Annotated in this window: 23 protein-coding genes and 1 rRNA gene; 12 read left to right on the forward strand and 12 right to left on the reverse strand. The window is 69.5% G+C overall.

Going from position 1 to position 25,880, the window contains the following annotated elements:
• The first annotated feature begins 111 nt into the window (after positions 1-111).
• Positions 112-228, forward strand: a 5S ribosomal RNA gene (gene rrf / locus B7438_RS16350).
• A 152-nt stretch (positions 229-380) separates the two neighbouring features.
• On the opposite strand, the gene B7438_RS16355 is transcribed toward rrf, so the two are convergent.
• Complete coding sequence (locus B7438_RS16355; protein WP_085370750.1) at positions 381-2,201, reverse strand: DEAD/DEAH box helicase; 1,821 nt, start codon at positions 2,199-2,201, stop codon at positions 381-383.
• A gap of 116 nt (positions 2,202-2,317) precedes the next feature.
• Here B7438_RS16355 and B7438_RS16360 point away from each other — a divergent pair, with 116 nt between their 5' ends.
• The gene (locus B7438_RS16360; protein WP_085370751.1) at positions 2,318-3,577 is read left to right on the forward strand and encodes an MFS transporter; all 1,260 of its coding nucleotides are present in this window, start codon (positions 2,318-2,320) and stop codon (positions 3,575-3,577) included.
• Positions 3,578-3,581: 4 nt separating this feature from the next.
• On the opposite strand, the gene B7438_RS16365 is transcribed toward B7438_RS16360, so the two are convergent.
• Positions 3,582-6,170, reverse strand: coding sequence for a DUF4062 domain-containing protein (locus tag B7438_RS16365; protein WP_085370752.1), 2,589 nt, complete (start codon positions 6,168-6,170; stop codon positions 3,582-3,584).
• Positions 6,171-6,259: 89 nt separating this feature from the next.
• Between B7438_RS16365 and B7438_RS16370 the strand changes: the two genes are divergently transcribed.
• The 3 genes from B7438_RS16370 (at position 6,260) to B7438_RS16380 (ending at position 8,633) form a co-directional block, all read left to right on the forward strand.
• Positions 6,260-7,057 carry a class I SAM-dependent methyltransferase gene (locus B7438_RS16370; RefSeq protein WP_085370753.1) on the forward strand — a complete coding sequence of 266 codons (798 nt, stop codon included), beginning with the start codon at positions 6,260-6,262 and terminating at the stop codon, positions 7,055-7,057.
• A 63-nt stretch (positions 7,058-7,120) separates the two neighbouring features.
• Positions 7,121-7,999 carry a class II glutamine amidotransferase gene (locus tag B7438_RS16375; RefSeq protein ID WP_085370754.1) on the forward strand — a complete coding sequence of 293 codons (879 nt, stop codon included), beginning with the start codon at positions 7,121-7,123 and terminating at the stop codon, positions 7,997-7,999.
• 10 nt (positions 8,000-8,009) lie between these two features.
• Complete coding sequence (locus B7438_RS16380; protein ID WP_085370755.1) at positions 8,010-8,633, forward strand: DUF402 domain-containing protein; 624 nt, start codon at positions 8,010-8,012, stop codon at positions 8,631-8,633.
• Here B7438_RS16380 and rimK read toward each other — a convergent pair.
• The gene (rimK, locus tag B7438_RS16385) at positions 8,630-9,820 is read right to left on the reverse strand and encodes a 30S ribosomal protein S6--L-glutamate ligase (RefSeq protein ID WP_085370756.1); all 1,191 of its coding nucleotides are present in this window, start codon (positions 9,818-9,820) and stop codon (positions 8,630-8,632) included. The genes B7438_RS16380 and rimK overlap by 4 nt on opposite strands.
• A gap of 18 nt (positions 9,821-9,838) precedes the next feature.
• Between rimK and B7438_RS16390 the strand changes: the two genes are divergently transcribed.
• The gene (locus B7438_RS16390; RefSeq protein ID WP_085370757.1) at positions 9,839-10,315 is read left to right on the forward strand and encodes a RimK/LysX family protein; all 477 of its coding nucleotides are present in this window, start codon (positions 9,839-9,841) and stop codon (positions 10,313-10,315) included.
• Positions 10,316-10,322: 7 nt separating this feature from the next.
• On the opposite strand, the gene B7438_RS16395 is transcribed toward B7438_RS16390, so the two are convergent.
• Positions 10,323-10,961, reverse strand: a complete 639-nt coding sequence (locus B7438_RS16395; protein WP_085370758.1) for a TetR/AcrR family transcriptional regulator — start codon at positions 10,959-10,961, stop codon at positions 10,323-10,325.
• A 139-nt stretch (positions 10,962-11,100) separates the two neighbouring features.
• On the opposite strand from B7438_RS16395, the gene B7438_RS16400 reads away from it, so the two are divergent.
• The gene (locus B7438_RS16400; protein WP_085370792.1) at positions 11,101-12,771 is read left to right on the forward strand and encodes an MDR family MFS transporter; all 1,671 of its coding nucleotides are present in this window, start codon (positions 11,101-11,103) and stop codon (positions 12,769-12,771) included.
• A gap of 22 nt (positions 12,772-12,793) precedes the next feature.
• The gene (locus B7438_RS16405; RefSeq protein WP_247597323.1) at positions 12,794-13,273 is read left to right on the forward strand and encodes a MarR family winged helix-turn-helix transcriptional regulator; all 480 of its coding nucleotides are present in this window, start codon (positions 12,794-12,796) and stop codon (positions 13,271-13,273) included.
• Here B7438_RS16405 and B7438_RS16410 read toward each other — a convergent pair whose 3' ends face one another.
• From B7438_RS16410 to B7438_RS16430, 5 genes are all read right to left on the reverse strand, one after another.
• Positions 13,274-14,464: an OmpA family protein gene (locus B7438_RS16410; RefSeq protein WP_256922085.1), complete on the reverse strand. Its 1,191-nt coding sequence runs from the start codon at positions 14,462-14,464 to the stop codon at positions 13,274-13,276.
• Between the two features lie 37 nt (positions 14,465-14,501).
• Complete coding sequence (locus B7438_RS16415; RefSeq protein WP_085370760.1) at positions 14,502-15,368, reverse strand: hypothetical protein; 867 nt, start codon at positions 15,366-15,368, stop codon at positions 14,502-14,504.
• Positions 15,369-15,387: 19 nt separating this feature from the next.
• Positions 15,388-15,744: a hypothetical protein gene (locus B7438_RS16420; RefSeq protein WP_085370761.1), complete on the reverse strand. Its 357-nt coding sequence runs from the start codon at positions 15,742-15,744 to the stop codon at positions 15,388-15,390.
• Complete coding sequence (locus tag B7438_RS16425) at positions 15,731-16,381, reverse strand: hypothetical protein (RefSeq protein WP_085370762.1); 651 nt, start codon at positions 16,379-16,381, stop codon at positions 15,731-15,733. The genes B7438_RS16420 and B7438_RS16425 overlap by 14 nt, the downstream gene beginning before the upstream one ends.
• Positions 16,382-16,541: 160 nt before the next feature.
• Entirely contained in the window at positions 16,542-17,378 is an 837-nt protein-coding gene (locus B7438_RS16430) for an alpha/beta fold hydrolase (RefSeq protein WP_085370763.1), read from the reverse strand.
• Between the two features lie 106 nt (positions 17,379-17,484).
• On the opposite strand from B7438_RS16430, the gene B7438_RS16435 reads away from it, so the two are divergent.
• Complete coding sequence (locus B7438_RS16435; RefSeq protein WP_085370764.1) at positions 17,485-18,054, forward strand: TetR/AcrR family transcriptional regulator; 570 nt, start codon at positions 17,485-17,487, stop codon at positions 18,052-18,054.
• Positions 18,055-18,140: 86 nt separating this feature from the next.
• Entirely contained in the window at positions 18,141-19,763 is a 1,623-nt protein-coding gene (locus B7438_RS16440) for an MFS transporter (RefSeq protein WP_085370765.1), read from the forward strand.
• On the opposite strand, the gene B7438_RS16445 is transcribed toward B7438_RS16440, so the two are convergent.
• The gene (locus tag B7438_RS16445; protein ID WP_085370766.1) at positions 19,756-20,595 is read right to left on the reverse strand and encodes a helix-turn-helix transcriptional regulator; all 840 of its coding nucleotides are present in this window, start codon (positions 20,593-20,595) and stop codon (positions 19,756-19,758) included. The genes B7438_RS16440 and B7438_RS16445 overlap by 8 nt on opposite strands.
• A gap of 100 nt (positions 20,596-20,695) precedes the next feature.
• Between B7438_RS16445 and B7438_RS16450 the strand changes: the two genes are divergently transcribed.
• Positions 20,696-21,478 (forward strand): SDR family oxidoreductase, encoded by a 783-nt coding sequence (locus B7438_RS16450; protein ID WP_085370767.1) that lies wholly within the window; start codon positions 20,696-20,698, stop codon positions 21,476-21,478.
• On the opposite strand, the gene B7438_RS16455 is transcribed toward B7438_RS16450, so the two are convergent.
• Entirely contained in the window at positions 21,475-22,587 is a 1,113-nt protein-coding gene (locus tag B7438_RS16455; protein WP_085370768.1) for a DNA glycosylase AlkZ-like family protein, read from the reverse strand. The two genes, B7438_RS16450 and B7438_RS16455, sit on opposite strands and share 4 nt — an antisense overlap.
• Entirely contained in the window at positions 22,587-23,147 is a 561-nt protein-coding gene (locus B7438_RS16460; protein WP_143466012.1) for a hypothetical protein, read from the reverse strand. The genes B7438_RS16455 and B7438_RS16460 overlap by 1 nt, the downstream gene beginning before the upstream one ends.
• Before the next feature lie 133 nt (positions 23,148-23,280).
• Here B7438_RS16460 and B7438_RS16465 point away from each other — a divergent pair, with 133 nt between their 5' ends.
• Positions 23,281-25,857: an ATP-dependent Clp protease ATP-binding subunit gene (locus B7438_RS16465; RefSeq protein ID WP_085370770.1), complete on the forward strand. Its 2,577-nt coding sequence runs from the start codon at positions 23,281-23,283 to the stop codon at positions 25,855-25,857.
• Positions 25,858-25,880 lie beyond the last annotated feature (23 nt).

Raw genomic sequence — 25,880 nt, forward strand, 5'->3', positions numbered from 1 at the left:
TGGTGTGTGAGGCCTGAAGAATGCTTGCGTCCACTATGTGGTTCTCGATGTACGGTCGAGAACCGAACCAATCAGCTGATTGGTCCGTTCACTTTGATACATCAATAGTGTTTCGGCGGCCATAGCGAGAGGGAAACGCCCGGTCACATTCCGAACCCGGAAGCTAAGACTCTCTGCGCCGATGGTACTGCAGGGGGGACCCTGTGGGAGAGTAGGACACCGCCGGACTCCTTTTAGAAAGAGCCACCCCACACCGGGTGGCTCTTTCGCATTTAACACCACCACAACACCACACAGACGGCTATATGCCGGTGCGGACATGAAGAAAGGGCCACCCGAAACCGGGCGGCCCTTTCTCCGTTGTGGCAGGGGTGCTGGCGCTACTTGTGGCGCGGCTTGCGCGCCGGGCGATCGTCGCGGTCCGCCCGCGGAGCACGGTCGTCGCGGTGGACGGTGCCGCCCCTGCGGTCGGGGCGCAGCTCGATGAGCTTGCCTCCGATGCGTGTGCTCTCCAGGCGCTGGAGGACGTCTCCCGGCAGATCCGCCGGCAGCTCTACCAGGGAGAACGCGGGGAGGATCTGGATGGCTCCGAAGTCCTCGCGGCTCAGGCCGCCCTCGTTGGCCAGGGCGCCGACGATCTGGCGCGGCTCCACCTTCTGACGGCGGCCCACCTCCAGACGGTACGACGCCATCGGCTTGCCGCTCGGACGGCTGCGGCGCTCCGGACGGTCCGAACGAGCGGAGCGGTCGCCCCGGGAGTCGCGGGTGTCGCGTCCGTCGCGCGAGTCGCGCGTGCGCTCCGCGCTGCGGCCGTCGCGCTCCACCCGGCGGGAGAGCTCGTCCTCGGGGGAGAGCAGCAGCGGCTCCTCGCCCTGAGCCACCACGGCGAGTGCCGCGGCCACGTCGGCCTCCGGCACGTCGTGGTGCTCCACGTAGTGGGTGATGATGTCGCGGAAGCGGGCGATCCTGTCCTCCTGGCCCAGCGCATCCGTGATCGCGTCGTCGAAGCGCGCCAGGCGCGTGACGTTGACGTCCTCGATCGTGGGCAGCTGCATCTGGGTCAGCGGCTGACGCGTGGCCTTCTCGATCGCGGCCAGCAGCCGGCGCTCACGGGGAGTGACGAAGCTGATCGCGGCGCCGCTGCGGCCGGCGCGGCCGGTGCGGCCGATCCGGTGCACGTACGACTCCGTGTCGATCGGGATGTCGAAATTGACGACGTGGCTGATGCGCTCGACGTCGAGACCGCGGGCGGCCACATCCGTCGCCACCAGGATGTCGAGCTTGCCCGACTTCAGCTGGTCGACGGTGCGCTCGCGCTGAGCCTGGGCCACGTCGCCGTTGATGGCGGCGGCCGAGTATCCGCGGGCGCGCAGGCGCTCGGCGAGGGTCTCCGTCTCGTTCTTGGTGCGGACGAAGACGATCATGCCCTCGAAGTTCTCGACCTCGAGGATGCGGGTGAGCGCATCCACCTTCTGCGGGTACGAGACCATCAGGTAGCGCTGCGTGGTGTTGGCCGAGGTCGTGGTCTTGTTCTTGACCGTGATCTCTTCCGGGTCGTGCAGGTACTTTTTGGAGATGCGGCGGATCTGGGCCGGCATCGTGGCGGAGAACAGCGCCACTTGCTTGTCGTCCGGGGTGTCGGCGAGGATCGTCTCCACGTCTTCGGCGAAGCCCATCTTGAGCATCTCGTCCGCCTCGTCGAGCACGAGGTACTTGAGCTCGGAGAGGTCGAGGGTGCCCTTGGCCAGGTGGTCCATGATGCGGCCGGGCGTGCCGACGACGACGTGGACGCCGCGGCGGAGCGCGGACAGCTGCACGCCGTAGCCCTGGCCGCCGTAGATCGGGAGGACGTGGACGCCGCGCACGTGCGCTGCGTACTTCTCGAACGCCTCGCACACCTGCAGCGCGAGCTCGCGCGTGGGTGCCAGGACGAGTGCCTGCGGGGTCTTCTGGGAGGTGTCGAGCCTGGACAGGATCGGCAGCGCGAACGCCGCCGTCTTGCCGGTGCCTGTCTGGGCGAGGCCGACGACGTCGCGGCCTTCGAGGAGGAGTGGGATGGTCGCGGCCTGGATGGCGGACGGGGTCTCGTAACCCACGTCCTTGAGTGCCTTCAGCACAGCCCCGTCGAGTCCCAGCTCAGAGAATGTCGTCGCTTCGCGGGCAGTCTCTGCCTCGTCCTGCGCTGTATCCGGTGCTGTCATACGTTCAACGGTAGTCCTCAGCGGGCTCAGCCGCTCGCGCGAGCCTGGCGTCACGGGCCGCGCGGGTCGATGATGGCAGGTGTGACGACACCGGATGCGCGGAGCGGACGCTGGTCATGAACCCGGCGGCACGGCGAGTGCAGAGGATCTACCTGACCCTGCTGCTCGGCAACACGCTGGCTGCGTCCTTCATCTGGGGCATCAACACGCTGTTCCTGCTGGACGCCGGGCTGACCAACTTCGAGGCGTTCGCTGCGAACGCGTTCTTCACCGCTGGGATGGTGGTCTTCGAGATCCCGACCGGCGTCGTCGCCGACACCGTCGGCAGGAAGGCGTCGTATCTGCTCGGCACGGTGACGCTGTCGGTGACCACCGCGCTGTACTGGATGCTCTGGCTCTCGCACGCCCCGTTCGTCTGGTGGGCGCTCGTGTCCGTACTCCTCGGCCTGGGGTTCACCTTCTTCTCCGGCGCCGTCGACGCCTGGCTGGTGGATGCGCTGGCCGCCACCGAGTACACGGGGAGTCTCGAGGCGGTGTTCGGGCGCGGGCTGGTGGTGACGGGCGTCGCGATGTTCGCGGGCTCCGTGCTCGGCGGGGTGATCGCTCAGGCGACGAACCTGGGCGTGCCGTTCCTGCTGCGGGCGGGGGTCCTGGTGGTGATGTTCGTGTTCGCGGCGGTGGTGATGAAGGACATCGGGTTCACGCCGGACCGGTCGATGGGGCCGCTCAAGGCGACGAGGAACGTGCTCGTCCAGTCCATCGACCACGGGCTGCGGAGGCGCTCGGTGCGCTACGTGATCCTGTCTGCACCGTTCGCATCCGGGGTCGGCATCTACGCGTTCTACGCGCTGCAGCCGTACCTGCTGGAGCTGTACGGGGATCCGACCGCGTACTCGGTGGCCGGGCTGGCGGCGGCGATCCTGTCGCTGGCGCAGGTGGCGGGCGGCGTGCTCGCCCCGCGCATCCGGGGGCTGTTCGCGCGGCGGACCACCACGGTGATCGGGGCATCGCTGTGCAGCGTGGTGGTGCTGGTGGTGCTCGGGATCACGAGCCTGTTCTGGCTGGCGGTGGTGTTCCTAGTGGTGTGGGGGTTCGTGTTCGCGGTGGCCGGGCCGGTGCGGCAGGCGTACCTGAACGACATGATCCCGTCGAAGCAGCGGGCGACGGTGCTCTCGTTCGACTCGCTGTTCGGCAGCCTCGGTGGGGTGTTCATCCAGCCGGCGCTCGGGCGCGCGGCCGACGCCTGGGGGTACGGGACGTCCCTGGTGATCGGTGGGGTGGTGGAGCTGATCGGGATACCGATCCTGTACCTGAGCAGGCGGCAGCGCGATCCGGCGGATACGGACGCGGTGCGCGGCGAGGCCGGAAGGCGGTGACGGCTCAGGCGCCGACCTCGGCGAGTGCCTCGGCGACCGCCTGCTCGACCGAGAGTTCGCGGCCGGCGGCGATGGCCGCATCCAGGGCAGCGCCGTCGCCGGCGGCGGTGAGCCGGTCGAGGTATTTCTGGTGGAAGGTGAACGTCGGTCCGTTGTGCAGACCGCTGCGCTCGCGGAGCGCCCTGGCGGCGCCGGCCAGCCGCCCTGCCCGGTCCACGTCACCGGCGATGGCGGCGATGGCGACCATGCCCTCCAGGCCGTACGCCAGACCCTCGACGTGGCCGAGCGCGGCGGAGACCGTGACGCTGCGGGCGAAGTCGGCGCGGGCGTCGTCCGTCTCGCCGAGCATCAGCTGCGCCCAGCCCAGGTGGTAGGTGGCGATCCGCTCTCCGACCGCATCCCCGGCGGAGCGGGTGAGGGCGAGGCTCCTCGCGAACCGGTCCCTCGCCTCCTGGATGTCCTGCTTCCGCAGCGAGACGCGGCCGAGGAGGACGAGCGCCATCGACTCGCCCCACACGCTGCCGCTGGAACGGAACAGGCGCAGGCTCTCCTGCATGACCTCCTCCGCGCGCTCTGGGTCGGGCTTCGCGCCGGCAAGCAGCGCGAGGGCGAGGGAGATGCGGGTCAGGCCCTCGCCGTCCGGATCGCTCACGCTGCGGAACAGGTCGGCGCTCTCCGCGAGCTCGGCGGCGACGCTGCCGTCCGGGTCCTTCCAGAACATGATGGTCCTGGTGAAGTAGAGGGCGATCGCCCTGGTGTGGTCGCTGAGGTCGCTTCCCGAGTCGAGGGCCTCGTCCATCCAGGTCCTGACCTCGCCGAGCAGGCCGGAGACCCACCAGTAGAGGTAGAGGCTGTACGCGAGGTGGGCGGCGCGGTCCCAGTCGCGGCTGCCGAGCAGGAACCGCTCGGCCGCGCGCAGGTTGTCCCGTTCGTCGCCGAGCCGTCTCAGCCACTCGCGCTGCCTGCCGCCCTTCAGCTCCTCTTTGGCGCTGTCGCCGAGCGAGAGCACGAAGCGGGCGTGCGCCTCGCGGGCGGCGTGCAGCAGACCGGCGTCCCACAGCTGCTCCCTGGCGTACTCGCGCACGATGGCCTGCATGGCGAACCGGGCGCGCCCATCCCCGTCCTGCTGCCGGACCAGGCTGCTGTCGACGAGGGCGGCGAGGTCGCCGAGGACGTCGCGGACGGCAGCGGCTCCCTCCGCGCTCGCGTCCGCACCGATGACCTCCGACCCGATCGCCTCCGCCGCCTCCAGGGTGAAGCCGCCCTCGAACACGCCGAGGCGTGCGAGCAGCCTGCGCTGGTCGTCGTCGAGCAGCTGGGTGCTCCACTCGATCGTCCTGCGGAGCGTCTGCTGCCGTTCGGGGAGGTCGCGGGAACCGCCGACGAGCACCGAGAGGCTGCGGTCGAGCCTGTCGAGCAGGTCGTCGGGGGAGAGCACCCGGATGCGCGCCGCGGCGAGCTCGATGGCCAGCGGCATCCCGTCGACGGCCGCGCAGACGCCGGTGACCGCCGACCGGTTCTCGTCCGTGACCTCGAAGTCCGGCTTGACGGCGTGGGCGCGCTCGACGAAGAGGCTGACGGACGAGTCCTCCGGGAGCGGACCGACCTCGAAACTCTGCTCGGCGGTGAGCCGGAGCAGCGCGCGGCTGGTGACCATCATCGAGACGCCGGGCGCTGCGGCGAGCAACGCGGTGAGGGTGGGAGCGGCGGTGAGCACCTGCTCGAAGTTGTCGAGCACCATCAGCAGGTGTCTGTCCTGCAGGGCCGTCGCCAGGTTCTCCATGATGGGGGCGTCTCCGGTGTCCCGGACGCCGAGCGCCTGCGCGATGGCGGCGGGCACCCGGTCGGGGTCGTGGACGGCCGACAGGTCGACGAACACGGCGCCGTCGACGAACGCGGGGGTGACGGCGCGCGCCGCCGCGAGGGCGAGGCGGCTCTTGCCGATGCCTCCGGGGCCGGTGAGCGTGACGAGGCGGGCGCCCGCGCTGTACAGGTCGCGGATCGCATCCAGGTCGGCGTGACGGCCGATGAGCCCGGTGAGCGGTTCGGGAAGGCGGACCGGCTCCGCGACCCTGTCCGCGTCGGCGGGGACGTCGAGCGGCACGAACGACCTGCTCTGCTCGAAGCGCTCGGCGAGCAGGGTGGCGAGGTCGGCCTCGACGAGGCGGGCCAGCTCCTTCGCCGACTCGAAGTATTTGTACGCGGCGCGGTCGTCGTCCCTGATGCGGTTGAGCAGCTCGGTGAGCTTGGGCTCCCGGCGCTCGGCGGGCGTCTTGACGTAGAGCAGGCGCGGGAGGTCGTCCGGGCAGAGGTTGTACTCGTCCTCGAGGCCGGAGACCTCCTCCTCCGGGGCCACCCAGCCGTAGCGCTCCCAGTAGAGGCCGAGGAACACGTCGCTCTGTTCGAGGTAGGCGCGGTACAGATCGCGGGGCGGATGCGGGCGGGCGCCGAGCTCGAACATGACGGGCGCGAGGTGCAGGCGCTCAATGGCGGACCGCGCGGCGCGACGCTCATCGGCGAGCTCTTGCAGCGTGGAACTGACGAAGATCCGCAGTCGTTGATCCGGAGTGCGGATAACATGAGGGCCCCTCATAACTGCATTCTGTTGCGGGTGGCAACAATAGTCCAGTGTTTGCGGGCGATTCGGTGCGCCGCGGGCGGGGGAGGCGCACACTGGGGACCGTGGACGGGGACGGCGGAGACACCTGGGAGCGCGGCGACGCGTACGAGCGGTACGTGGGGCGGTGGAGCAGGCTGCTCGCTGTGCCGTTCCTCGACGGACTGAGTGCTGGGCCCGGACTCGACTGGCTGGATGTGGGGTGCGGCACCGGAGCGCTGACCGGCGCGATCCTGGACAGGTGCGACCCGGCGTCGGTCGTCGGGGTCGAACCGTCGGACGGCTTCCTGCGCTCGGCCGCCACGAACCTGGGCGGAAGGGCGAGGCTGCTGCGGGGGTCGGCAGACGCGCTTCCTCTGCCCGGCGCATCCATCGACGTCGCGGTGTCCGGGCTGGTGCTGAACTTCGTGCCGGAGGTGCAGGTGGCGCTCGCCGAGGCCGTCCGGGTGGTGCGGCCGGGCGGGATGGTCGCGGCGACGGTGTGGGACTACGGCGGCCGGATGGAGTTCCTGCGCTGCTTCTGGGATGCGGCGGTCGAGCTCGATCCGGCGGCGGCCGAGCTGGACGAGGCCGCCCGGTTCCCCCTGTGCCGGCCGGAGGCGCTGGGGGAGGAGTTCGCCGCCGCCGGCCTGACCGGCGTGACCGTGCGGGCGATCGACATCCAGACCGTGTTCGGCGACTTCGACGACTACTGGACGCCGTTCCTCGGCGGGCAGGGGCCGGCACCAGGCTACGTCGCGGGGCTGGATGCCGCAGCACGGGACCGGCTCCGCGATCACCTGGTCGGGCACCTGCCGATCCAGGAGGACGGGACCATCCCGATGGTCGCGCGCGCCTGGGCGGCCAGCGGAAACCCGGGCTAGTCGGTGGGCCTCCCCGGTGAGAGGATGAGCCCATACCGAAAGCACTGACGAGGAGGTCGTGCGATGTGTAGATGGCTGGCATATTCCGGAGGGCCGCTCAGACCGTCGACCCTGGTGCTCGACGCGCAGAATTCGATCGTCGCGCAGTCGCTCAACTCGTCTCTCGGAGCAGAGCCGGTCAACGGCGACGGCTTCGGCCTCGGCTGGTACCCGAGTGGGGGAACCCGCGACGACACCCCCGCGATCTTCCACAGCACGGAACCGGCGTGGAACGACGCCAATCTGCGGGAGCTCTCGACGGCGATCGAGAGCCCGATGTTCTTCGCCCACGTGCGGGCGGCGACGCATCCACCGATCCAGCAGACCAACTGCCACCCGTTCCGCTACGAGCACTGGATGTTCATGCACAACGGGGCGATCGACGAGTTCCCGAAGATCAAACGGGACCTCACGATGGCGGTCGACCCCGCCCTGTACCCGTACATCCAGGGCACGACGGACAGCGAGGTGCTGTTCTACCTCGCCCTCTCCTACGGGCTGCGGGACGACCCGATCTCGGCGGTCGCCGCGGCCATCCGGAAGGTCGAAGAGATCGGGCACGCGCACGACATCCGGTTCCCGATGCAGGGGACTCTCGCCGTGGCGGACGGGAAGACCATCTGGGCCTTCCGGTATTCGACGCAGCACAGGACGCGGTCGCTGTTCCACTCGGTGGACATCCCGACCCTGCTGGAGATGTACCCCGACATCGAACGCTTCAAGATCTTCGACCGGCGTGCCCACCTCGTGGTGTCCGAACCGCTCAACGACCTGCCCGGCGTGTTCCTGGAGGTGCCGGAATCGACGGTGGTCGTGCTCGACGGGTCCGGCTATCACCACGAGGCGTTCCTCGACGACGAGCACGAGGTCGAGCGGAGCGGGGAGCCTGCCCTGCACGGCTAGACTCCACTCCATGCCGCAGACCACCGCGACCACAGCGACCTCACTCCTCCGTTGGGTCTCCGACGACCGCATCAGCAGCGTCTACCAGCACTACGTGGTCGAAGACTCCGAGCGGTGCATCGCCCTCTGGCAGCCGGCGGGAACCGTCGGCAGAGTGGCCGTCGGGCGACGCGGAGGGCCGCGCGGGCGCAACATGCTGCCCGGCGGCTGGGGCGGCGGCTACGAGGAGCACGTCTGGACGGGCGACGGCGTGCTGCGCGTGCACGTGCCAGGACAGCCGTGGTCGATGTGGCGCTGGCTCACCCCGGACGGGTGGACGGAGCACGCCTACGTGAACCTGGAGTCGCCGTGGGTGCGCACGCCGCTCGGGTTCGACACCGCCGACTGGATCCTGGATGTGATCGCAGAGCCGGACGGCAGCCACAGCCTCAAGGACGAGGACGAACTCGCCTGGGCGGAGGAGACGGGCAAGTTCGACGCCGCCAGGATCGCCGCGGTCGAAGACGCACGACGGCGGGCGGTGGCGGCCGTCGAAGCGCAGGCGTTCCCGTTATCGGTGGACTGGGACGCCTGGGCCTCGCTGCCGGGAGAACCGCTGCCGCTCGCGTCCGGCTGGGAGAGAGTGGGAGCCTAGCTCTCCGGCAGCGGCTCCTTTGGCAGCTTGCGGACCTTGGTGCGGCGACGGCGACGCTCGGGGATCATCGAGCGCATCTCCTCCAGCTTGCCGAAGCAGAGGAGACGGTCGCCCGCCTCCAGCTCGACGTCTCCGCGCGGGTTCGGGATGACGGTCGCTCCGCGGTGCAGGGTGAGCACGGTGATGTCGCGCTCGCCGAGGCCGGAGTCGCGCATCCGCTTGCCGACGAGGTCGGCGTTGCCGTGCACGACCAGCTCGGCCACGCCGTATCCGGTGGAGACGCTGAGGCGCTGACGCACGTCGATCTCGGGGAACGCGACCTGGTTGTCGATGAAGTCGATGATCGCACCGGCCACATCCAGCCCGGTCGCCGTCTCGATGCCCTCCAGCCCGGGGGAGGAGTTGACCTCCATGACCAGAGGGCCGTCGTTGCCCTCCAGCATGTCGACACCGGCGACGCGGAGGCCCATGATCTGGGCGGAGCGCACGGCGGCCTGCTCGTACTCCGGCGACAGCTCCACCGGCTCGACGGAGCCGCCGCGGTGCACGTTGGAGCGGAACTCGTCACCGTTCGCCCTGCGGCGCATCGCGGCGACGACGCGGTCGCCGACGACCAGCGCCCGGATGTCGCGGCCGCGGCTCTCCGAGATGAAGCTCTGGATCAGCACGTTCTGCTTGGTCGAGTGCAGCGTCTCGATGATGGCCTCCGCGATCTTCACCTCGGGGGCGAGGATGACGCCGATGCCCTGCGTTCCCTCCAGCAGCTTGATGACGACGGGCGCCCCTCCCACCTTCTCGATGGCGAGGCGCACGTCGGCGCGGCTGTGCACGAACGCCGTCGCCGGCATCCCGATGTTGTGGCGGGACAGGATCTGCGTCGCCCGCAGCTTGTCGCGGGAGTTGGTGATGCCGTTCGCGGTGTTGGGCGTGTACACGTCCATCTGCTCGAACTGGCGCACGACGGCCGTGCCGAAGTACGTGATCGAGTTGCCGATGCGCGGCAGGATCGCGTCGTAGTCGGACAGCAGCTTGCCCCGGTACTGCAGGTCGGGCTCGTCGCCGGACAGGTCGATGGCGAAGCGCAGCGTATCCAGCACCTTCACTCTGTGCCCCCGTTGCAGCGCGGCCGCTCGGAGCCGCTGAGTGGAGTACGCCTGCGGGGCGCGCGAAAGGAGCGCGAGTTTCATCGGGGGTGTCCTGCCAAGATGGTGGGTGTGAAAGACGACCTCCATTCAAGCACCATCGTGGGCTGGCGCGAATGGGTGAGCCTGCCCGATGTCGGCGTGCCCTGGATCAAAGCCAAGCTCGACACCGGCGCGCGCAGCTCTGCGCTGCACGCCTTCGACATCGAGGACGACGGCGACACGGTCCGCTTCCGGGTGCGGCCGTGGCAGAGGTCGGAGGACGACGTGGTCACGGTGGAGTGCCCCGTGCACGACCGCCGCACCGTCCGCAGCTCGTCCGGGCATGCGGAGGAGCGCATCGTCGTGCTGGTGGACGTGCACCTGTTCGGGCGCACCATCACGGCGGAGACCACGCTCAGCAACCGTGACCAGATGGGCTTCCGGATGCTGATCGGCCGCGAGGCGCTGCGTCAGGGCTTCGTGGTCGACCCTGGCAAGTCGTTCCTGGCCGGGCGTGCGCCGCGGGTGGTGCGGCGGCGCAACCGCGGGCGGGAGTAGGCGGAGCTCAGGAGAGCGCGCTGAGGGTACGCGCAACGGCGACGCTGCGCGCCGCGACCTCGTCCGGGCTGCCGACGGCGCCGGCGTCCGCCCACTCGCGGAGGGCGATGCGGATGCTGCCGATGCAGGTGACGACGACGAGCTCGGCCTGGGCCTCGGCGGAGACGGGACCGTCAGCGTCCACCAGTCCCTCGCGCAGCATCAGGTCGGCGATGGAGCCGACCAGGCCGGAGCGCAGGTCGTCGAGGCGGCGCATCCTGCTCTGGATGAGTCCGGGGTTGCGGGAGGCGATGAGCATCCTGGCCGCGTGCAGGTCGGGGTCGGTGGCTGTGGGGAGGCCCCGGATCAGCGTGGTGACGACGCACTCGACGATGCTGCCCGCGTAGACGCGTTCGAGGTGTTCCGCGACCAGGGCGGCGTCGCCCCAGGAGTGGCGGAAGCCGAGGAGCGCGTCCTCCTTGCAGTCGAAGTAGTTGAAGAACGTGCGGTGCGAGACGGGGACGGCCGCGCAGATCTCGTCGATGGTGACGTCGTCGATGTCGCGGTCGAGGGTGAGCGTCACGGCGGCGCGCTCGAGGCTGGCGCGTGTCTGCGCCTTCTTGCGCTCGCGGAGGCCGGGCTCGGCGGCCGGTGCTGGAGTTTGCATATTGAGAAATTTTGCAGCAATGCAGAGAATTAGTTGATTTCGGTCACCTAATTATATATCGTTGCTCCTCGTCAACCAATTACGAAGGAAAAACATGTCACGCTCTCTCACCCGAGAGGAAGAGGCGCCGTCGGCGTCCATGTCACACCGGCAGGTGCTCGAAGCGCTGTCCGGCCTGCTGCTCGGGATGTTCGTCTCGATCCTCGCCGGAACCGTCGTCTCGTCGTCGCTGCCCCGCATCATCTCCGAACTCGGCGGCGACCAGTCCGCCTTCACCTGGGTCGTCACCAGCACGCTGCTCGCGACCACGGTGTCCACGCCCATCTGGGGCAAGCTCGCCGACCTGCTCAACCGCAAGCTGCTCATCCAGCTCGCCCTCGGCCTGTTCGTGCTCGGCTCCGCGCTCGCCGGGTTCTCGCAGAACCCCGAGATGCTGATCACATTCCGTGTCGTGCAGGGTCTCGGCGCCGGCGGTCTGACCGCCCTCAGTCAGATCATCATGGCCGACATCATCAGCCCGCGTGACCGCGGTCGCTACATGGGCCTGTTCGGGGCGATCATGGCCGTCGGCACCATCGGAGGACCGCTGATCGGCGGTCTGCTCACCGACTCGATCGGCTGGCGCTGGAACTTCTTCGTCGGCGTGCCCGTCGCGATCCTCGCCATCATCCTGCTGCAGCTCACGCTGCGCCTGCCGAAGCGCCCGAAGGGCAAGGTCAAGATCGACTACCTCGGCGCCGTGCTCATCGCCGGTGGCGTCTCGCTCCTGCTGATCTGGGTCAGCATGGCCGGCACGCAGTTCGACTGGTGGAGCTGGACGACCGCGTGGATGGTCGGCGCCTCCGTGCTGATGCTCGTCGCTGCGGTCATCACCGAGCTTCTGGTCAAGGAGCCGATCATCCCGCTGTCCCTGTTCAAGAACCGCACGTTCACCCTCGCGGTGATCGCATCCATCTCGGTGGGTGTCGCGATGTTCGGGACGTCGGTGTTCCTCAGCCAGTACATGCAGCTCGCCCGCGGTGCGACGCCGACGGAGTCCGGTCTGCTGACGCTGCCGATGATCGGCGGTCTGCTGATCTCGTCCATGGTCGTCGGAAACCTGATCAGCCGCTTCGGCAAATGGAAGCCGTACATGATCGTCGGTTCGATCATGCTCACGATCGGCCTCTACCTGATGAGCACGATCGAGTACGACACCAACTACGTCATCGTCTCGATCTACATGTTCATCCTCGGCGCCGGCGTCGGCATGGTGATGCAGAACCTCGTGCTGATCGTGCAGAACACGGTCGACCCGTCGCAGCTCGGCGTCGCCAGCTCGTCCGTGGCGTTCTTCCGCAGCCTCGGCGGCACGGTCGGCGTCTCGGTGATGGGCAGCGTGCTCGGCTCCAAGGTGGTCACGATGCTCGGCGAGCGACAGCACGACCTGCAGGTCGCGATCGGCAAGCTCGGCGCTGCGGGCGCCGAGGTGGCGAAGTCGCTGCAGAGCGGCACGCTGCCGGAGGTCAACAAGCTCCCCGTCGGTGTGCGCACGATCATCGAGTCCGTCTACGGCCAGGCCGTCGCAGACATCTTCCTCATCGCGGTGCCGCTCGCGGTCATCACGATCATCGCCATCCTGTTCCTGCCGAACATCAAGCTCGGCACGCAGACGGCGCTCGAGAAGATGCGAGAGCGTACAGGTCACAACGGGGCGGAAGAGGCCGAAGAGACCGCGATCGAGGTCGCGGAGGCCATGATCGGCGCCCCGGTCACCGGCTCGGTCGGCGCTGTGCGTCCGCCGTCCGAACGCTCGGAGGAACAGCGCTAGCCGGTCGGTTATGATCGCGGCCATGAGCAACGCGGAACGGGTGGTGGCGCCGAGCGGCGCCGCCACCCGCGAGAACGACGAGGCCATCGCCTCCGTCGAGGAGCAGTTCACCGTCCTCTTCAACAAGGTGAGCGCCGGGATGCGCGACCGGGCGGCCGGCGTGCATCCCGACCTGCAGCCGGTCGGCTTCAAACTCCTCAGCACCCTCGCCAGGACGGGACCGGTCCACGCCGGCGCCCTCGCCGGGATGCTGTCCACCGACAAGAGCGTCGTCAGCCGCCAGGTGCGCATCCTGGAAGACCTCGGACTGGTCGAGAGACGCAGCGACCCGGAGGACAGGCGGGCCAGCTATCTGGTCGCCACGACGGAGGCGATCGAGAAGGTCAACGAGGTGCGTGCCAGCGACCAGCGGGTGTTCTACAGCAACCTGCGGAAATGGGATCGCGGAGACGTGGAGCAGCTCGCGTCCCTGCTCGCCCGGGTGAACGGGACGGGACGGTAGTCAGCTGCAGAGGGAGACGCCGGCGGACGTGAGGATGACGGAGCGGTTCTGCTCTGCGAGGGCGTCCGAGTACTTTCCCGCCGCGTCCGTCTCGCTTTTCCAGCCGCACCAGTCGTAGCCGACTCCGGCCGTGGTGAGCAGGCCGGGGGAGACGCCGAGCTTCACCAGGGCGGCTTTCACGGCGTCCGCGCGCTTCAGCGACAGGGCCGTGTCCGCGGTGTTGTCCGTCGCCTGGTCTTTGGACGCTGTGCCCGTGACCGTGATCGGCTGACCGTTCTGCTCGATCGACGGCACCAGCTCGCCGAGGACGGACTGGGCTTTCGCCTGGTCGGAGAACGTGGCCGTGTCCTTCGTGAAGAGGAGGTCGCTGTTGCGGATGACGATGGGCTTCGTCCAGTCCGTCTTTGTCTGGACGGCCTCGACGGGCACCGCCGAGACGGCGGGGAGCCCGGAGCGGGCGGCGCCGGATGCCGGCTCCGGCAGCAGGGACAGGGTGCCCCCTGCCGCCTTCACGATCGCGGTCCAGATGGCGGTGAGGTTGCTCCTGGCCGGGATGGTCAGTGGGGTCTGCGCTCCCGCGACATCGCCCATCCCGGACCAGTAGACGGTGACGCCCTTGAGGTCGGTGGGGAGCAGGCCGCGGGAGGTCAGGTCGCTGACGACCTGGGCCGGATCTGCGTAGAGGACGCCGCTCGTGGAGAAGTTCAGCGGGTCGGTGGTCTGCAGGCCGCTGCCGATCACGAGGACGCCCATCGGGTGGGAGCCGAGGTTGCGGGCGGCCTGGTCGATGGAGGCGAGGAAGTCGACCTCGGGGGATGCGGAGGCGAGGCCGTTGATGTACGAGGTGATCTGGGTGAGCTTGGTGCGCTGGTCGTTCTGGCAGACCACGGCATCCTGAGCCGTCGAGCCGATCACCGTCGTGCCCATCACCTGCGGGGTGCCGGAGGGGACGACCACCGTCACGCTGCCGTTGCTGGCGCCGACCGCCTTCAACTGGTCGACGGCGGAGGCGGGGAGGTTCGTGACGGGGGCGTTCGCGGTGCTCCCGGCGACGACGCCCATGTTGCGCTTCTGCGACTGGTCGCAGGCCGCGCCGGATGCGGTGGCCGATGCGCAGGCGGTCATGGTGGCACCCAGGGCGACGGCGGCCGCGATGGCGACGAAGGCCTTGGCGAGAGGTCGGGAGGTCAACGGTCGTCCTTTCGGGAGACGTTCGGGAGGAGGGGGCTCAGTCGGTCAGCCGACCGGGCTGGGCACCCTGGCCGAGCTCGGGGTCGCTCAGCCGTCTGGCGCGCAGCTCGCGGATGATCTGGCTGGTGCTCTCCGGGTCGCGCTCGTGCTGGGCGAGCCGGGTTGCGAGCTGGGCGCGGAGCACGTCGACGCGCGAGGCGAAGGTGATCCTGGCGCCGGTGTATCTGGCGCCGTCCGCGGCGGCCAGGTGCATGGCCTGGGCGGTTTCCTCGCGGGCGGCGACGGCCTCGCCGAGCAGGCGGTCGCGGTAGCGGCGCAGCTCGTCCACGTGCGCGTGCGCCTTCTCGGAGGCGCTGAGCAGCGGGCGGGTGGTGAGCCACGCCACGATGAAGCTGATCGCTCCGGAGGTGGCGAGCACGCCGAGCATGAGGAACGCCATGATCGTGTCCGGCGCCGTCCAGGAGAAGCCGGTCGCGGCCGGTGCCGCCGAGCCTCCGACGAGGCCGGTCAGGCCGCCGGCGTTCTGCGCGTCGATGCCCGCCTTGATCCTGGCGACGGTGATGGCGGTGAGCAGCGCCACCCAGATCAGCGACATCAGCACGGCGGCGATCGACCAGCGCCTGTCCATGACCCTGGCTTGGATGCGCCGCATGACGACGGCGACGACGTGCGGCAGGGTGACGACGGCGAGCGAGATGCCCAGCGTGATCACGTACATCTGCAGCCCGATCGAGCCGTACTGGCTGTCGTTGCGCAGCAGCAGGGTGAGCGCCTGCGACAGCAGCACGTAGTCGACGGTGATCATCCCGAGCAGCAGCAGGTAGACGAGCACGTGCGCGAAGCGCGACATGTGCCCGACGCGGGGACGGATGCGCGGCGGTCTCTCGACGATGTCTCTGGCCATGATGTGTCTCCACTCCGTCTCAGGCGTAGTTGTGCAGGTCGGGGTCGTGGCCGAGCAGGCGCGCATCCAGTCGCTCGGCGGCGACCTCGGCGCGCTTCAGCTGGTGCTCGGTGCGCTCGATGGAGCCGCGGATCAGCTCCTCGCGCTTCTGCGACGCGGTGACGCGGGCGGCGCAGGCGGCCAGGTTGCGGGTGCGCTGCCGCTCGATCTCCGCGATGCCACCGCGCTCGAACGCGGCGAGCTCGTGCTCGAACACCTCCAGCGTCTCGACGTCGACGGCGGCGCGCATCCTGCGCAGGCGCCAGAACAGCCGGCGGCGGAGTCGGCCGGTCTTCGGAACGGAGTAGTCGGCGGGCTGCCGGTCACGCTTTGACATCGTTTCTCCCCTGCCAGAGTTCGAGAAGCCGGGTGTTCTCTTTCGTGGTGAGCCACTCGGAGCGCCGAAGGACCGGCGCCCTGTCGAGCCCCCTGTCCGGTGCGAGCTCCCTGCGGTACGCGCCCCAGTAGACGGCGAGCTTCTCGTCCGCGTGGTCGTAGTAGCGGTTGGTGCGCAGCTTCGCGGCGGTGAACCGCGAGTGGATGAGGGCGGAGAGCTCGTCGACGCGGCGCTTGCCGCGCTTGATGCGCCGCTCCAGCCTGCGCAGCTCCTCGAAGCCGGGGCCGGTGCCGTTGGCGATGAACTCGCGGTCGTCGAGCCGGACGTCGCCGGTGAGCGCGTCGTAGTCGGCGAGGTCGGTGTCGAGCGCCCTCGACAGCACGCGGTACTCGGTGAGTTCGCGGTCGATCCTCGCGAAGAAGCGCTGCTCCTCGCGCCGGGCGTATCCGTCGGCGTGGGCCTGCATCGCCTGGACGTGCGGGGTGGTCGGCTCGCCGGAGTCCGCATCCCTGGCCGGGCCGGAGGCGGTGGTCGCCGCATCCTGCCTGGCCTGCTCGATCAGGCGGCGACGGGCGAAGAAGCCGACGCGGAACGGCCGCCGATCGGCGCGCGGCGCAGGCAGCGACCGTGTCGTCATGCGTTTCCCCTCCGTACGTGAAGCCGGCAGTGCGGCGGACCTCGAAGGTTACGCAGGCTGTCTGGCAAGGAACTAGGGGAATGTCGTATGCCAGCCGAGAGCGCCGGGGCGGGCGGATGATCCGTCCGCCCCGGCGCTCGGTGGGGTGTTGCCTGTTCGGCTACTTGGCGAGGAAGGCCAGCAGGGCGGCGTTCACCTCGTCGGCGTGGGTCCAGAGCAGGCCGTGCGGGGCGCCCTCGATCTCGACGTACTCCGCGTCGGGGAGCGCTGCGGTGAAGCGGCGGCCTGTGGCGTCGATCGGCAGGATGCGGTCCGCCGTGCCCTGCAGGATGAGAGCTGGCACGTCGACCTTCGCGATGTCCGCGCGGAAATCGGTGAACCAGGTGAGCGGAGCAGCACTGGATGCGACGGCGCCGCTTCCGGCCGCGACGGCCCAGCTGTTGCGCACGGCCTCCTCGCTGATGCGGCTGCCGAGGTTCTCGTCCAGGTTGTAGAAGTCGTTGTAGAAGGCGGTGAAGTACGCATAGCGGTCGGCCTTCACCGCGTCGACGATGCCCTGGAAGAACTCGAGCGGAGCCGCGCCGTCCGGGTTCTCGTCCGTCTTCAGCAGGTACGGCTCCAGCGGTGCGAGGAATGCGGCCTTGCTGACCCGCTCGGAGCCGTGGGTGCCGAGGTACCTGCCCACTTCACCGGTGCCCATCGAGAAGCCGACGAGGACCGCATCCCGCACGTCGAGCGTCTCGAGGACGGTGGCGAGGTCGGAGGTGAAGGTGTCGTAGTCGTATCCGGTGGCCGGCTGGCTGGACTGGCCGAAGCCGCGGCGGTCGTAGGTGATCACGCGGTAGCCGGCGTCCAGGAGGGCGGCGGACTGCTTCTCCCAGGAGTGGCCGTCCAGCGGGAAGCCGTGGATGAGGACGACGGGCCGGCCCGTCCCGTGGTCTTCGTAGTAGAGCTCGATGGGGGTGCTGTTCTCTTCGCCGACGGTGATGAACGCCATGTCCGTATCCCTTTTCGTGTGTGCTGTTCGCCGAGAACGGTCGTTCTCGGCTGCTGTTGACGATCATATGAGAACGATGGTTCTCGCGCAAGCTATACTTCTGGCTATGACCGGAGAAGCTGTGCGGGACCGCATCGTCGACGCGGCGGACGACCTCTACTACGCGCGCGGCATCACGGCCGTCGGCATGGACGAGATCCGCGACACGGCGGGCGTGTCGCTCAGGAAGCTGTACCTGGAGTTCCCGTCGAAGGACGACCTCGTGCTCGCCGTGCTCGACAGGAGACACCGGATGTGGACGGACGGCGTCGCAGGCAGGGTCGCCACCGTCGACGACCCGGAAGAGAAGCTCCTCGCCATCTACGACTACCTGGCGGACTGGTTCGCCGACGACTCGTTCCGCGGCTGCGGCTTCATCAACGCGTTCGGGGAGCTCGGCGGCGGGCATCCGGATGTCGTCGCGGCGGCCAGGAAGCACAAGCAGTCGTTCCAGGAGTACGTCGCACGGCTCGTCGAGGAGGCCGGCGCATCCCCGTCGCTCGCTCCCCAGCTCGCGATCCTCGCCGAGGGCGCGCAGACCACAGCGGCCATCGCGGGGACGGCGGACGCCGCAGAGCAGGCGAGGGACGCCGCGCGCATCCTGGTGCGCGCGGCCAGGAGCGCCGACCGCGGCTGACCGCGCCATTGCGGCCGATGCGCGCGGAGGAACATACTGAGCGCATCCGGTCGGGGAGGAACACCCCGCAGAGTCGGGAGCCGCACATGAGGAAGTGGTCGGTCGTCATCGTCCTGGGAAGCGCCCAGTTCGTGATGGTGCTCGACGGCACCGTGATGAACGTCTCCATCTCGACCGTCGTGGCCGACCTGCACACCACGGTCGCGGCGATGCAGGCCGCGATCACCTTCTACACGCTGACGATGGCGGCGTTCATGCTGCTCGGCGCGAAGCTGGGCGACGTCTGGGGCAGGCGCAGGGCGTTCGTGATCGGCTCGTGCGTGTACGCGCTGGGGTCACTGCTGACCGCGGTGAGCCCGAACATCGAGACGCTGTTCCTCGGCTGGTCCGTGATCGAGGGGCTGGGGGCCGTGCTGGTCATCCCGGCCATCGCCGCCCTGATCGCCGACAACTACCGCGGGCACGACAGGATCACGGCGTACGCGATCATCGGAGCCGTATCCGGTGCGGCGGTCGCCGCCGGGCCGCTGATCGGCGGGTACGTCACCACCTACCTCGACTGGCGATACGTGTTCGTCTCCGAGGTGGTCATCATGGCGATCGTCGTGCTCTTCAGCAGGGTGGTGCGCGACGCGACGGGACGCACGAAGTCGAGGATCGACCTGTGGAGCGTGCTGCTGTCGGCGTTCGGCCTGGTGTTCGTGGTCTACGGGATGCTGCAGAGCAAGACCTGGGGCTGGCTCATCCCGCTGCACTCCCCGGTGATCGGCGGCGTGCCGATCAACCCGTTCGGGATCTCGCTGACGGCCTGGTTCATGCTGATCGGCGGCGTGCTGCTGTTCCTGTTCGCGCGAAGGCAGCGGAAACTGGCCGACTCCGGCAGATCGCCGCTCGTGCACATCGAGATGTTCGGCATCCGGCAGTTGCGCAGCGGCCTCAGCGTGCTCGGCGCGCAGTACGCGGTCACGGCCGGGCTGTTCTTCATGGTGCCGGTCTACCTGCAGATGACGCTGGGGCTGGATGCGCTGTCCACGGGACTCAAGATCTTCCCGCTCTCCATCGCGCTCATCCTGTTCTCCGTGCTCGGCACGATGCTGTCCCGGTTCTGGTCGCCGAGGCGGATCGTGCGGGTGGGGCAGGTGATCCTGGTGGTCAGCTCGCTCATCCTGCTCGGTGCGGTCACCGCCGACCTGCGGAGCTGGCTGTTCGGCATCGGGATGTTCCTGGCAGGCGGGGCGCTCGGGCTCTTGGCCTCCCAGCTCGGCAACGTGAACATGTCCAGTGTCGGCGAGAAGCAGTCCAGCGAGGTCGGCGGCCTGCAGGGCGTGTTCCAGAACCTGGGCTCGTCGCTCGGCACGGCGCTGATCGGCTCGATCCTGATCGGCGCGCTCGCCACGTCGTTCGCCTCGGGTGTGTCCAGCAGCAGCCTTCCCGACAGCGTGCAGTCGACCGTGCAGGAGCGGACGAACGGCGGCGTCGACATCGTCCCGGCGGACAGCGTGCAGAAGATCGGGGAGGACGCCGGACTGTCGGAGAGCGACGCGAAGACGCTGGAGTCGATCTACCGGGAGTCGCAGCTCTCGTCGCTCAGGATCTCGATCTTCGGCCTCATCGTGATCTCGGTCGGCTCCCTCGCGCTGTCCCGCGGCATCCCGACACAGGTGCTGGGGCGCAAGCGGGAAGAGGAGACCGAGAAGACGGTCAGCTGAACGCCTGCATCCCGAGCACGCCGAGCAGGGCGAGCTTCTCCGCGCCGTCGGTGCGCGGTGGAGCGGTGAGGACGAGCAGGCACTGCGACTGGTCCTCGGTGAACAGCACCTGGCAGTCCAACTCGATCGGGCCGAGCTCCGGATGCACCAAGGTCTTGTGGTCCTCGAACCGGTTGGCGACCTCGTGCCTGTCCCACAGCTCGGCGAACTCCGCGCTCTCCCGCTGCAGGGTGCGCACCAGCTCGCCGGCCTGGGAGGAGGAGCCCATCGCGCCGTACGCGACCCGCAGCGAGGCGACCTGCGCGCGGCTCTGCCTGTCCCTGTCGTCCTCCGGGTACCGGATGCGCTCGGTCTCCGGATGCACGAACCAGCGGTACGCCTCGAACCTCTCGATGCCGGTGAAGCCGGAGCGGTCGCCGAGCAGCGCGGCCGACATCCCGTTCTGCACCAGGGTCTCCCCGAGGTTGGACAGGATCAGGGCGGGGGTGTCGTCGAGCCGGTCGAGCACGCGGAGCAGAGCGGGGGCGACGTGCGCCGCCCCGGCGAACCGGTCGGGCGGGTTGTGGCCTGCCGCGCGGAACAGGTAGTCGCGTTCGTCGCCGCTCAGGCGGAGGGCGCGGGCGAGGGAGCCGAGCATCTGCTCGCTCGGCTGCGGGCCGCGCTGCTGCTCGAGCCTGGTGTAGTAGTCGGCGGACATATTCGCCAGCTGCGCCACCTCCTCGCGCCGCAGGCAGGGCGCGCGGCGGCGGGCGCCGGACGCGAGACCGACGTCGGAGGGCTGCAACTCCTCCCGGCGTCTGCGGAGGAAATCGGCGAGGTCTGCGCGGTCCATGTGTCCATCATCCGTCGTCCGGCCGTGGCGAGCCAGGGATCGCGCATCCCCCGATAACCGCTCTCTGCCGGGAGGCGCGCAGCCCCCGGACACTCGAAGCATGAACATCACAGGAAACACCGTCTTCATCCCCGGCGCGACCAGCGGGATCGGCCTCGCCATCGCCGTCGCCCTGCACGCGAAGGGCAACACCGTCATCGTCGGCGGCCGCCGGGCAGAACTGCTCGAACGGATCGCGGACGAGCACCCGGGCATCCACACCGTGCGGATCGACACGGCCGACCCGGAGAGCATCCGGTCGGCGTCCGCAGCGGTGATCGCCGCGCATCCCGACCTCAACGTACTGATCGCGATGGCCGGGATCATGCGGGTGGAGGACTGGCACTCGGCAGCAGGATTCCTAGCGTCCGCCGAGGCCACCGTCGTCACCAACCTGCTCGGCCCGATCCGGCTGATCGCCGCGTTCACCGAGCACCTGCAGAGCAGGCAGGATGCGACCATCGTCACCGTCTCGTCCGGTCTGGCGTTCGCCCCGCTCGCCGTGACGCCGAGCTACAACGCGACCAAGGCGGCCATCCACCAGCTGAGCGAGAGCATCCGGCTGCAGCTGGCCGACACGAGCGTGCGCGTCGTCGAGCTGGTGCCACCCGCGGTGCGCACCGGGCTGCTGCCCGGCCAGGAGGAGAGCGAGGTGGCGATGCCGCTCGACGCGTTCGTCTCCGAGGTCATGGAGCTGCTGGAGACGCAGCCGGATGCGCGGGAGATCCTGGTCGACCGGGTGAAGTTCCTGCGCTACGGAGAGGCGCGCGGCGACTACGAGATGGTGGTGGCTGCGCTCAACGCGAGCGACCCGCACGGGAAGGCGCCGGTCGCGGCGAACTAGGCGCGCTCGACGGCGAGGCCGAGCCAGGCGGCGAGGTCGGCGATCTCGGCGTCGACCGCATCCCGCGTCTCCGGCGTGAACGGTGTGTCCTCGTGCACGGCGGAGACGCGGAGGACGCCCGCCTTCTTGTCCGCGGTCGCGTCGAGCTTGCCGACCAGCCGGTCGCCGTGCAGGATCGGCAGCGCGAAGTAGCCCCAGCGTCGCTTCGCGGCCGGCTTGTACATCTCCAGCAGGTACTCGAACTCGAAGACCTCCAGCGTGCGCACCCTGTCGTGGATGAGCCGGTCGAACGGCGAGAGCAGCGCGGTGCGGCCGGAGAACGCGTGGCCGGCGCCGGCATCCAGAGCGTCCAGCGCATCCGGGTCGGCCCGCCACGGCCGGCTGCTGCCCTCGATCTCGACCGGCACGCCCGCTTCGCCGACCATCGCGGCGCGGGCGATGCCCTGCGAGCGCAGGCGACGGGCATCCCGGATGCGTGCGGCCTCCTCCTCGGGGACGACCTCGATGCCGGACGGATAGACGCGCTCCGCGAGGTCCCACGTGCGCTGCTTGCCGATGCGGCCTGCGGTCGCGATCTCGCCCCGGGCGGAGAGGAACTCGAGCATCCTGGTCACGTTCTGGCCGTGCGTCCAGCCGCTGGACTCCCACGGCACGGCCGCCGTATCCGGGATGTCGCGGGAGAGCAGAGGGCCGTCGGTGCGCAGCCGGGCGAGCACATCCAGGCGGAACTGCGCGTTCGCCTCCAGCCAGGCGTGCACGCCGCTTCCCTCGCGCGGCCACCTGGCCATCGCGTCGAGGTGCAGGCCGAGGGCGGAGGTGGGGCGGAGCATGGCGATGGGCGGGGTGCTCTGGTCGTCCTGCGCCTTCTGCTCGAACAGGGTGCGGTCGGTCTCGACCGCCTGGCGCAGCTGCTCCGGCCGGAAGGCGGAGCCGAGACGGGTCCAGGCGATCAGCTCTGCGCTCGGTGCGATGGCCGCCGTCGGGTCGAGTTGCAGCAGGGTGAGCTGCTCGACCAGGGGGATCAGTTCGGTGGGCCGGTCGGCGTCGAGGCGCTGCGCGGTCACCGCGATCCTGCGCGCCTCCGCGCGGCTCAGCCCGGTGGACGGCATCAGGCCTGGTGTCCCGCGTCCGCCAGTTCCTCGACGATGTGCTCGAACAGCGCAGAGGAGATGAGGTGCCGCCGGAGTGCTGTGCCCGCGACCTCCATCGGTCCTCCACCGCCCTGGCCGAGCGGCAGGCCGTCGAGGGGGACCGGAGGGATCTCGCGCAGCCGCGCCACGAGTTCCGCCTCGTCGAGCCGCCCTGCGCCGTACGCCTCGAACAGGCGGCCTGCGTACGCACCGCCGTCGCGGAGAGCGGTGATCTTGGCCCCCACCTCGTTGAGGTAGCCGAGCTCCCGCCACTGCAGGATGTTCGCGTGCGCCTTCCGCGCGGCGTTCGCGACGGCGGACTTGGCCTGGGCGGGCGGCGTGGACAGCGGCACCCGCGCACGGAACGCGGCGAGAGGGAGGTCGCTGAAGCGGACGAGGAATCGGGCGGCGTCGTGCTCGACGGAGACCGTGTCGGCGTCGGCGTGCATGGGGGACTGGAGCGCTGACGCTACAGCGTCGTACAGCGCCCTCGCCTTGGCATTCGCGACGCCATTCCTGGAGCCGGCGCGACTTTCCATCCACCAAGGTTAACGCGGCCGACGGTCGACGGCGAACGCGCCGCGGCCGTGTTCGGGCCCGCGGGAATACCTCGCACCCCGCAGCGTTGAACTTGAGTGCAGTTCACTCAACTTTCAACACACAGGAGATTTCGTGCCCGAAGACTTCACTCCCGACAGTAACGAAGGAAACTCGTTCGACGAGTTCCTCGCCCGTTACCTCGCGGGTGAGCGTGCGCGTACCGCGCGCTCCATCGACATCAGCCGGTTCCTGAGCCGGCGCACGCAGGAGACCCTCGCCGAGGCCGGACGGTTCGCGCTCGAACACGGCCACCGGGAGCTCGACGCCCTGCACATCCTCCGCGTCATGGCGACGGCAGAGCCCGCCGCAGACGCCATGCGCCGCATCGGCGCAGACCCGCAGGCGGTCGCCGCCGCGGCAGAGCAGCGACTCCCGCAGACGGGCGACCCCGTCGACGTGGATGCCGCATCCATCACCCCGTCCGCCCAGCGGGCGCTGTTCCACGCGTACCAGGTCGCCCGCGCATCCGGATCGACGTACATCGACCCCGAGCACCTCTTCTTCGCGCTCGTCATCATCCAGGACGCCCCGGCCGGGCAGGTGCTGCAGGCAGCAGGCGTCACCCCGGATGCGCTGACCTCCGCCATGCGCCAGACCACGACCGTCGGCGCCGGAGCTGCTGGACAGGCCGCTGACGGAGAGGACGCGGAGAACGCATCCACCACTCCGATGCTCGACCAGTTCGGCACCGACCTGACCGCGCTCGCCCGCGACGGCAAGCTCGACCCGGTGATCGGCAGGCTCGACGAGATCGAGCAGACCGTGGAGATCCTGTCCCGCCGCACCAAGAACAACCCGGTGCTCGTCGGTGAGGCGGGCGTCGGCAAGACCGCGATCGTCGAAGGCCTCGCCAGCGCGATCGTCGACGGCGGAGTGCCGGAGCAGCTGCGCGACAAGCGCGTGGTGTCGCTCGACCTCGCCGGAATGGTGGCCGGCACCCGCTACCGCGGCGACTTCGAGGAGCGCCTCACGAAGCTGATGGACGAGATCAGCGCGGCCAAGGACGAGCTCATCGTGTTCATCGACGAGCTGCACACCGTGGTCGGCGCCGGCGGCTCGGGAGAGTCCGGCGGCATGGACGCCGGCAACATCCTGAAGCCGCGGCTCGCCAGGGGCGACCTGCACCTGGTCGGCGCGACCACGCTCAAGGAGTACCGCCGCATCGAGAAGGACCCGGCGCTCGAACGCCGCTTCCAGCCCGTGACGGTCGGCGAGCCCAGCATCGAGGACGCGGTGCTCATCCTCTCCGGGCTCCGCGGAGCGTACGAGGAGCACCACGGCGTGCGATACACCGACGACGCGATCCGCGCGGCCGTCGAATTGTCCGCCCGCTACGTCTCCGACCGCTTCCTGCCGGACAAGGCCATCGACCTCATCGACCAGGCAGGGGCTCGCCTCCGCCTGCGTCTCGGCAAGCGCGTCGACACGACAGAGCTGATGGCGACCCTCGCCACCCTCGAGTCGGAGAAGAACTCCGCCGTCGCGTCCGAGCACTACGAGGAGGCGTCGCGCCTCCGCGACGAGATCGAGGCGGTGCAGCGTTCGCTGGACGAGCTCGGCTCCGCGCCCCGGCCGGATGCTGTGGTCGACGAGCCGGAGATCGCCGGCGTCATCTCGCGGGCGACGGGCATCCCGGTCAGCCGCATCGGAGAAGCGGACCGCGAACGCCTCGCCAAGCTCGAGACCGAGCTGCACGAGCGCGTGATCGGTCAGGACGACGCGGTCGTCGCCGTCGCGAAGGCGGTGCGCCGCAACAGGACAGGGCTCGGAGACGAGCGCCGCCCCGTCGGCAGCTTCCTCTTCCTCGGCCCCACCGGCGTCGGCAAGACCGAACTCGCGAAGGCGCTCGCCGCCTCCCTGTTCGGTGACGAGAAGGCGATGCTCCGCTTCGACATGAGCGAGTTCGGCGAACGCCACACGGTCGCCCGTCTGGTCGGTGCCCCTCCCGGATACGTCGGATACGACGAGGCAGGTCAGCTCACCGAGCGTGTGCGCCGCAACCCGTACTCTGTCGTGCTGTTCGACGAGATCGAGAAGGCGCATCCCGACGTGTTCAACCTGCTGCTGCAGGTGCTCGACGACGGCCGCCTCACCGACGGCCAGGGCAGGACGGTCGACTTCCGCAACACGGTGGTCATCATGACCTCCAACCTCGGCTCGGAGTTCCTCGCATCCCGCAGCGGCGCCCTCGGCTTCGTGCCGGTCGGCGGCGACGCCTCAGCATCCGGTTTCGCGTCGGAGAAAGACCTGCGCGACCGCGTGATGGGCAAACTGCGCGAGGCGATGCGTCCCGAGTTCCTCAACAGGATCGACGAGATCGTGCTGTTCAGGAAGCTCGACGCCGAGCAGCTGCGCGACATCGTGCGCCTCCTCCTTACGGCGACGAGCGCCCGCCTCGGTGCGCGCTCGATCGGCTTCGAGGCGACAGACGCCGCGGTGGAATGGATCGCCGACGCCGGCTACGAGCCGGAATACGGCGCCCGCCCCCTGCGCAGGGTCATCCAGCGCGAGATCGACGACAGGATCGCCGAACTCATGGTGAGCGGCGAGCTGACCGACGGCGGCACCGTCACCGTCGACGCGGTGGACGGCGCCGTGCGGGTGACCGCCGGTGCGCGTGCTGCGGAGTGGATGGCGCGGGCGGCGTAGCCGCGGCAGTGCTGAGGTGAGAG

This window comes from Leifsonia sp. NCR5, assembly GCF_002105485.1.
Classification (GTDB): Bacteria; Actinomycetota; Actinomycetes; order Actinomycetales; family Microbacteriaceae; genus Leifsonia.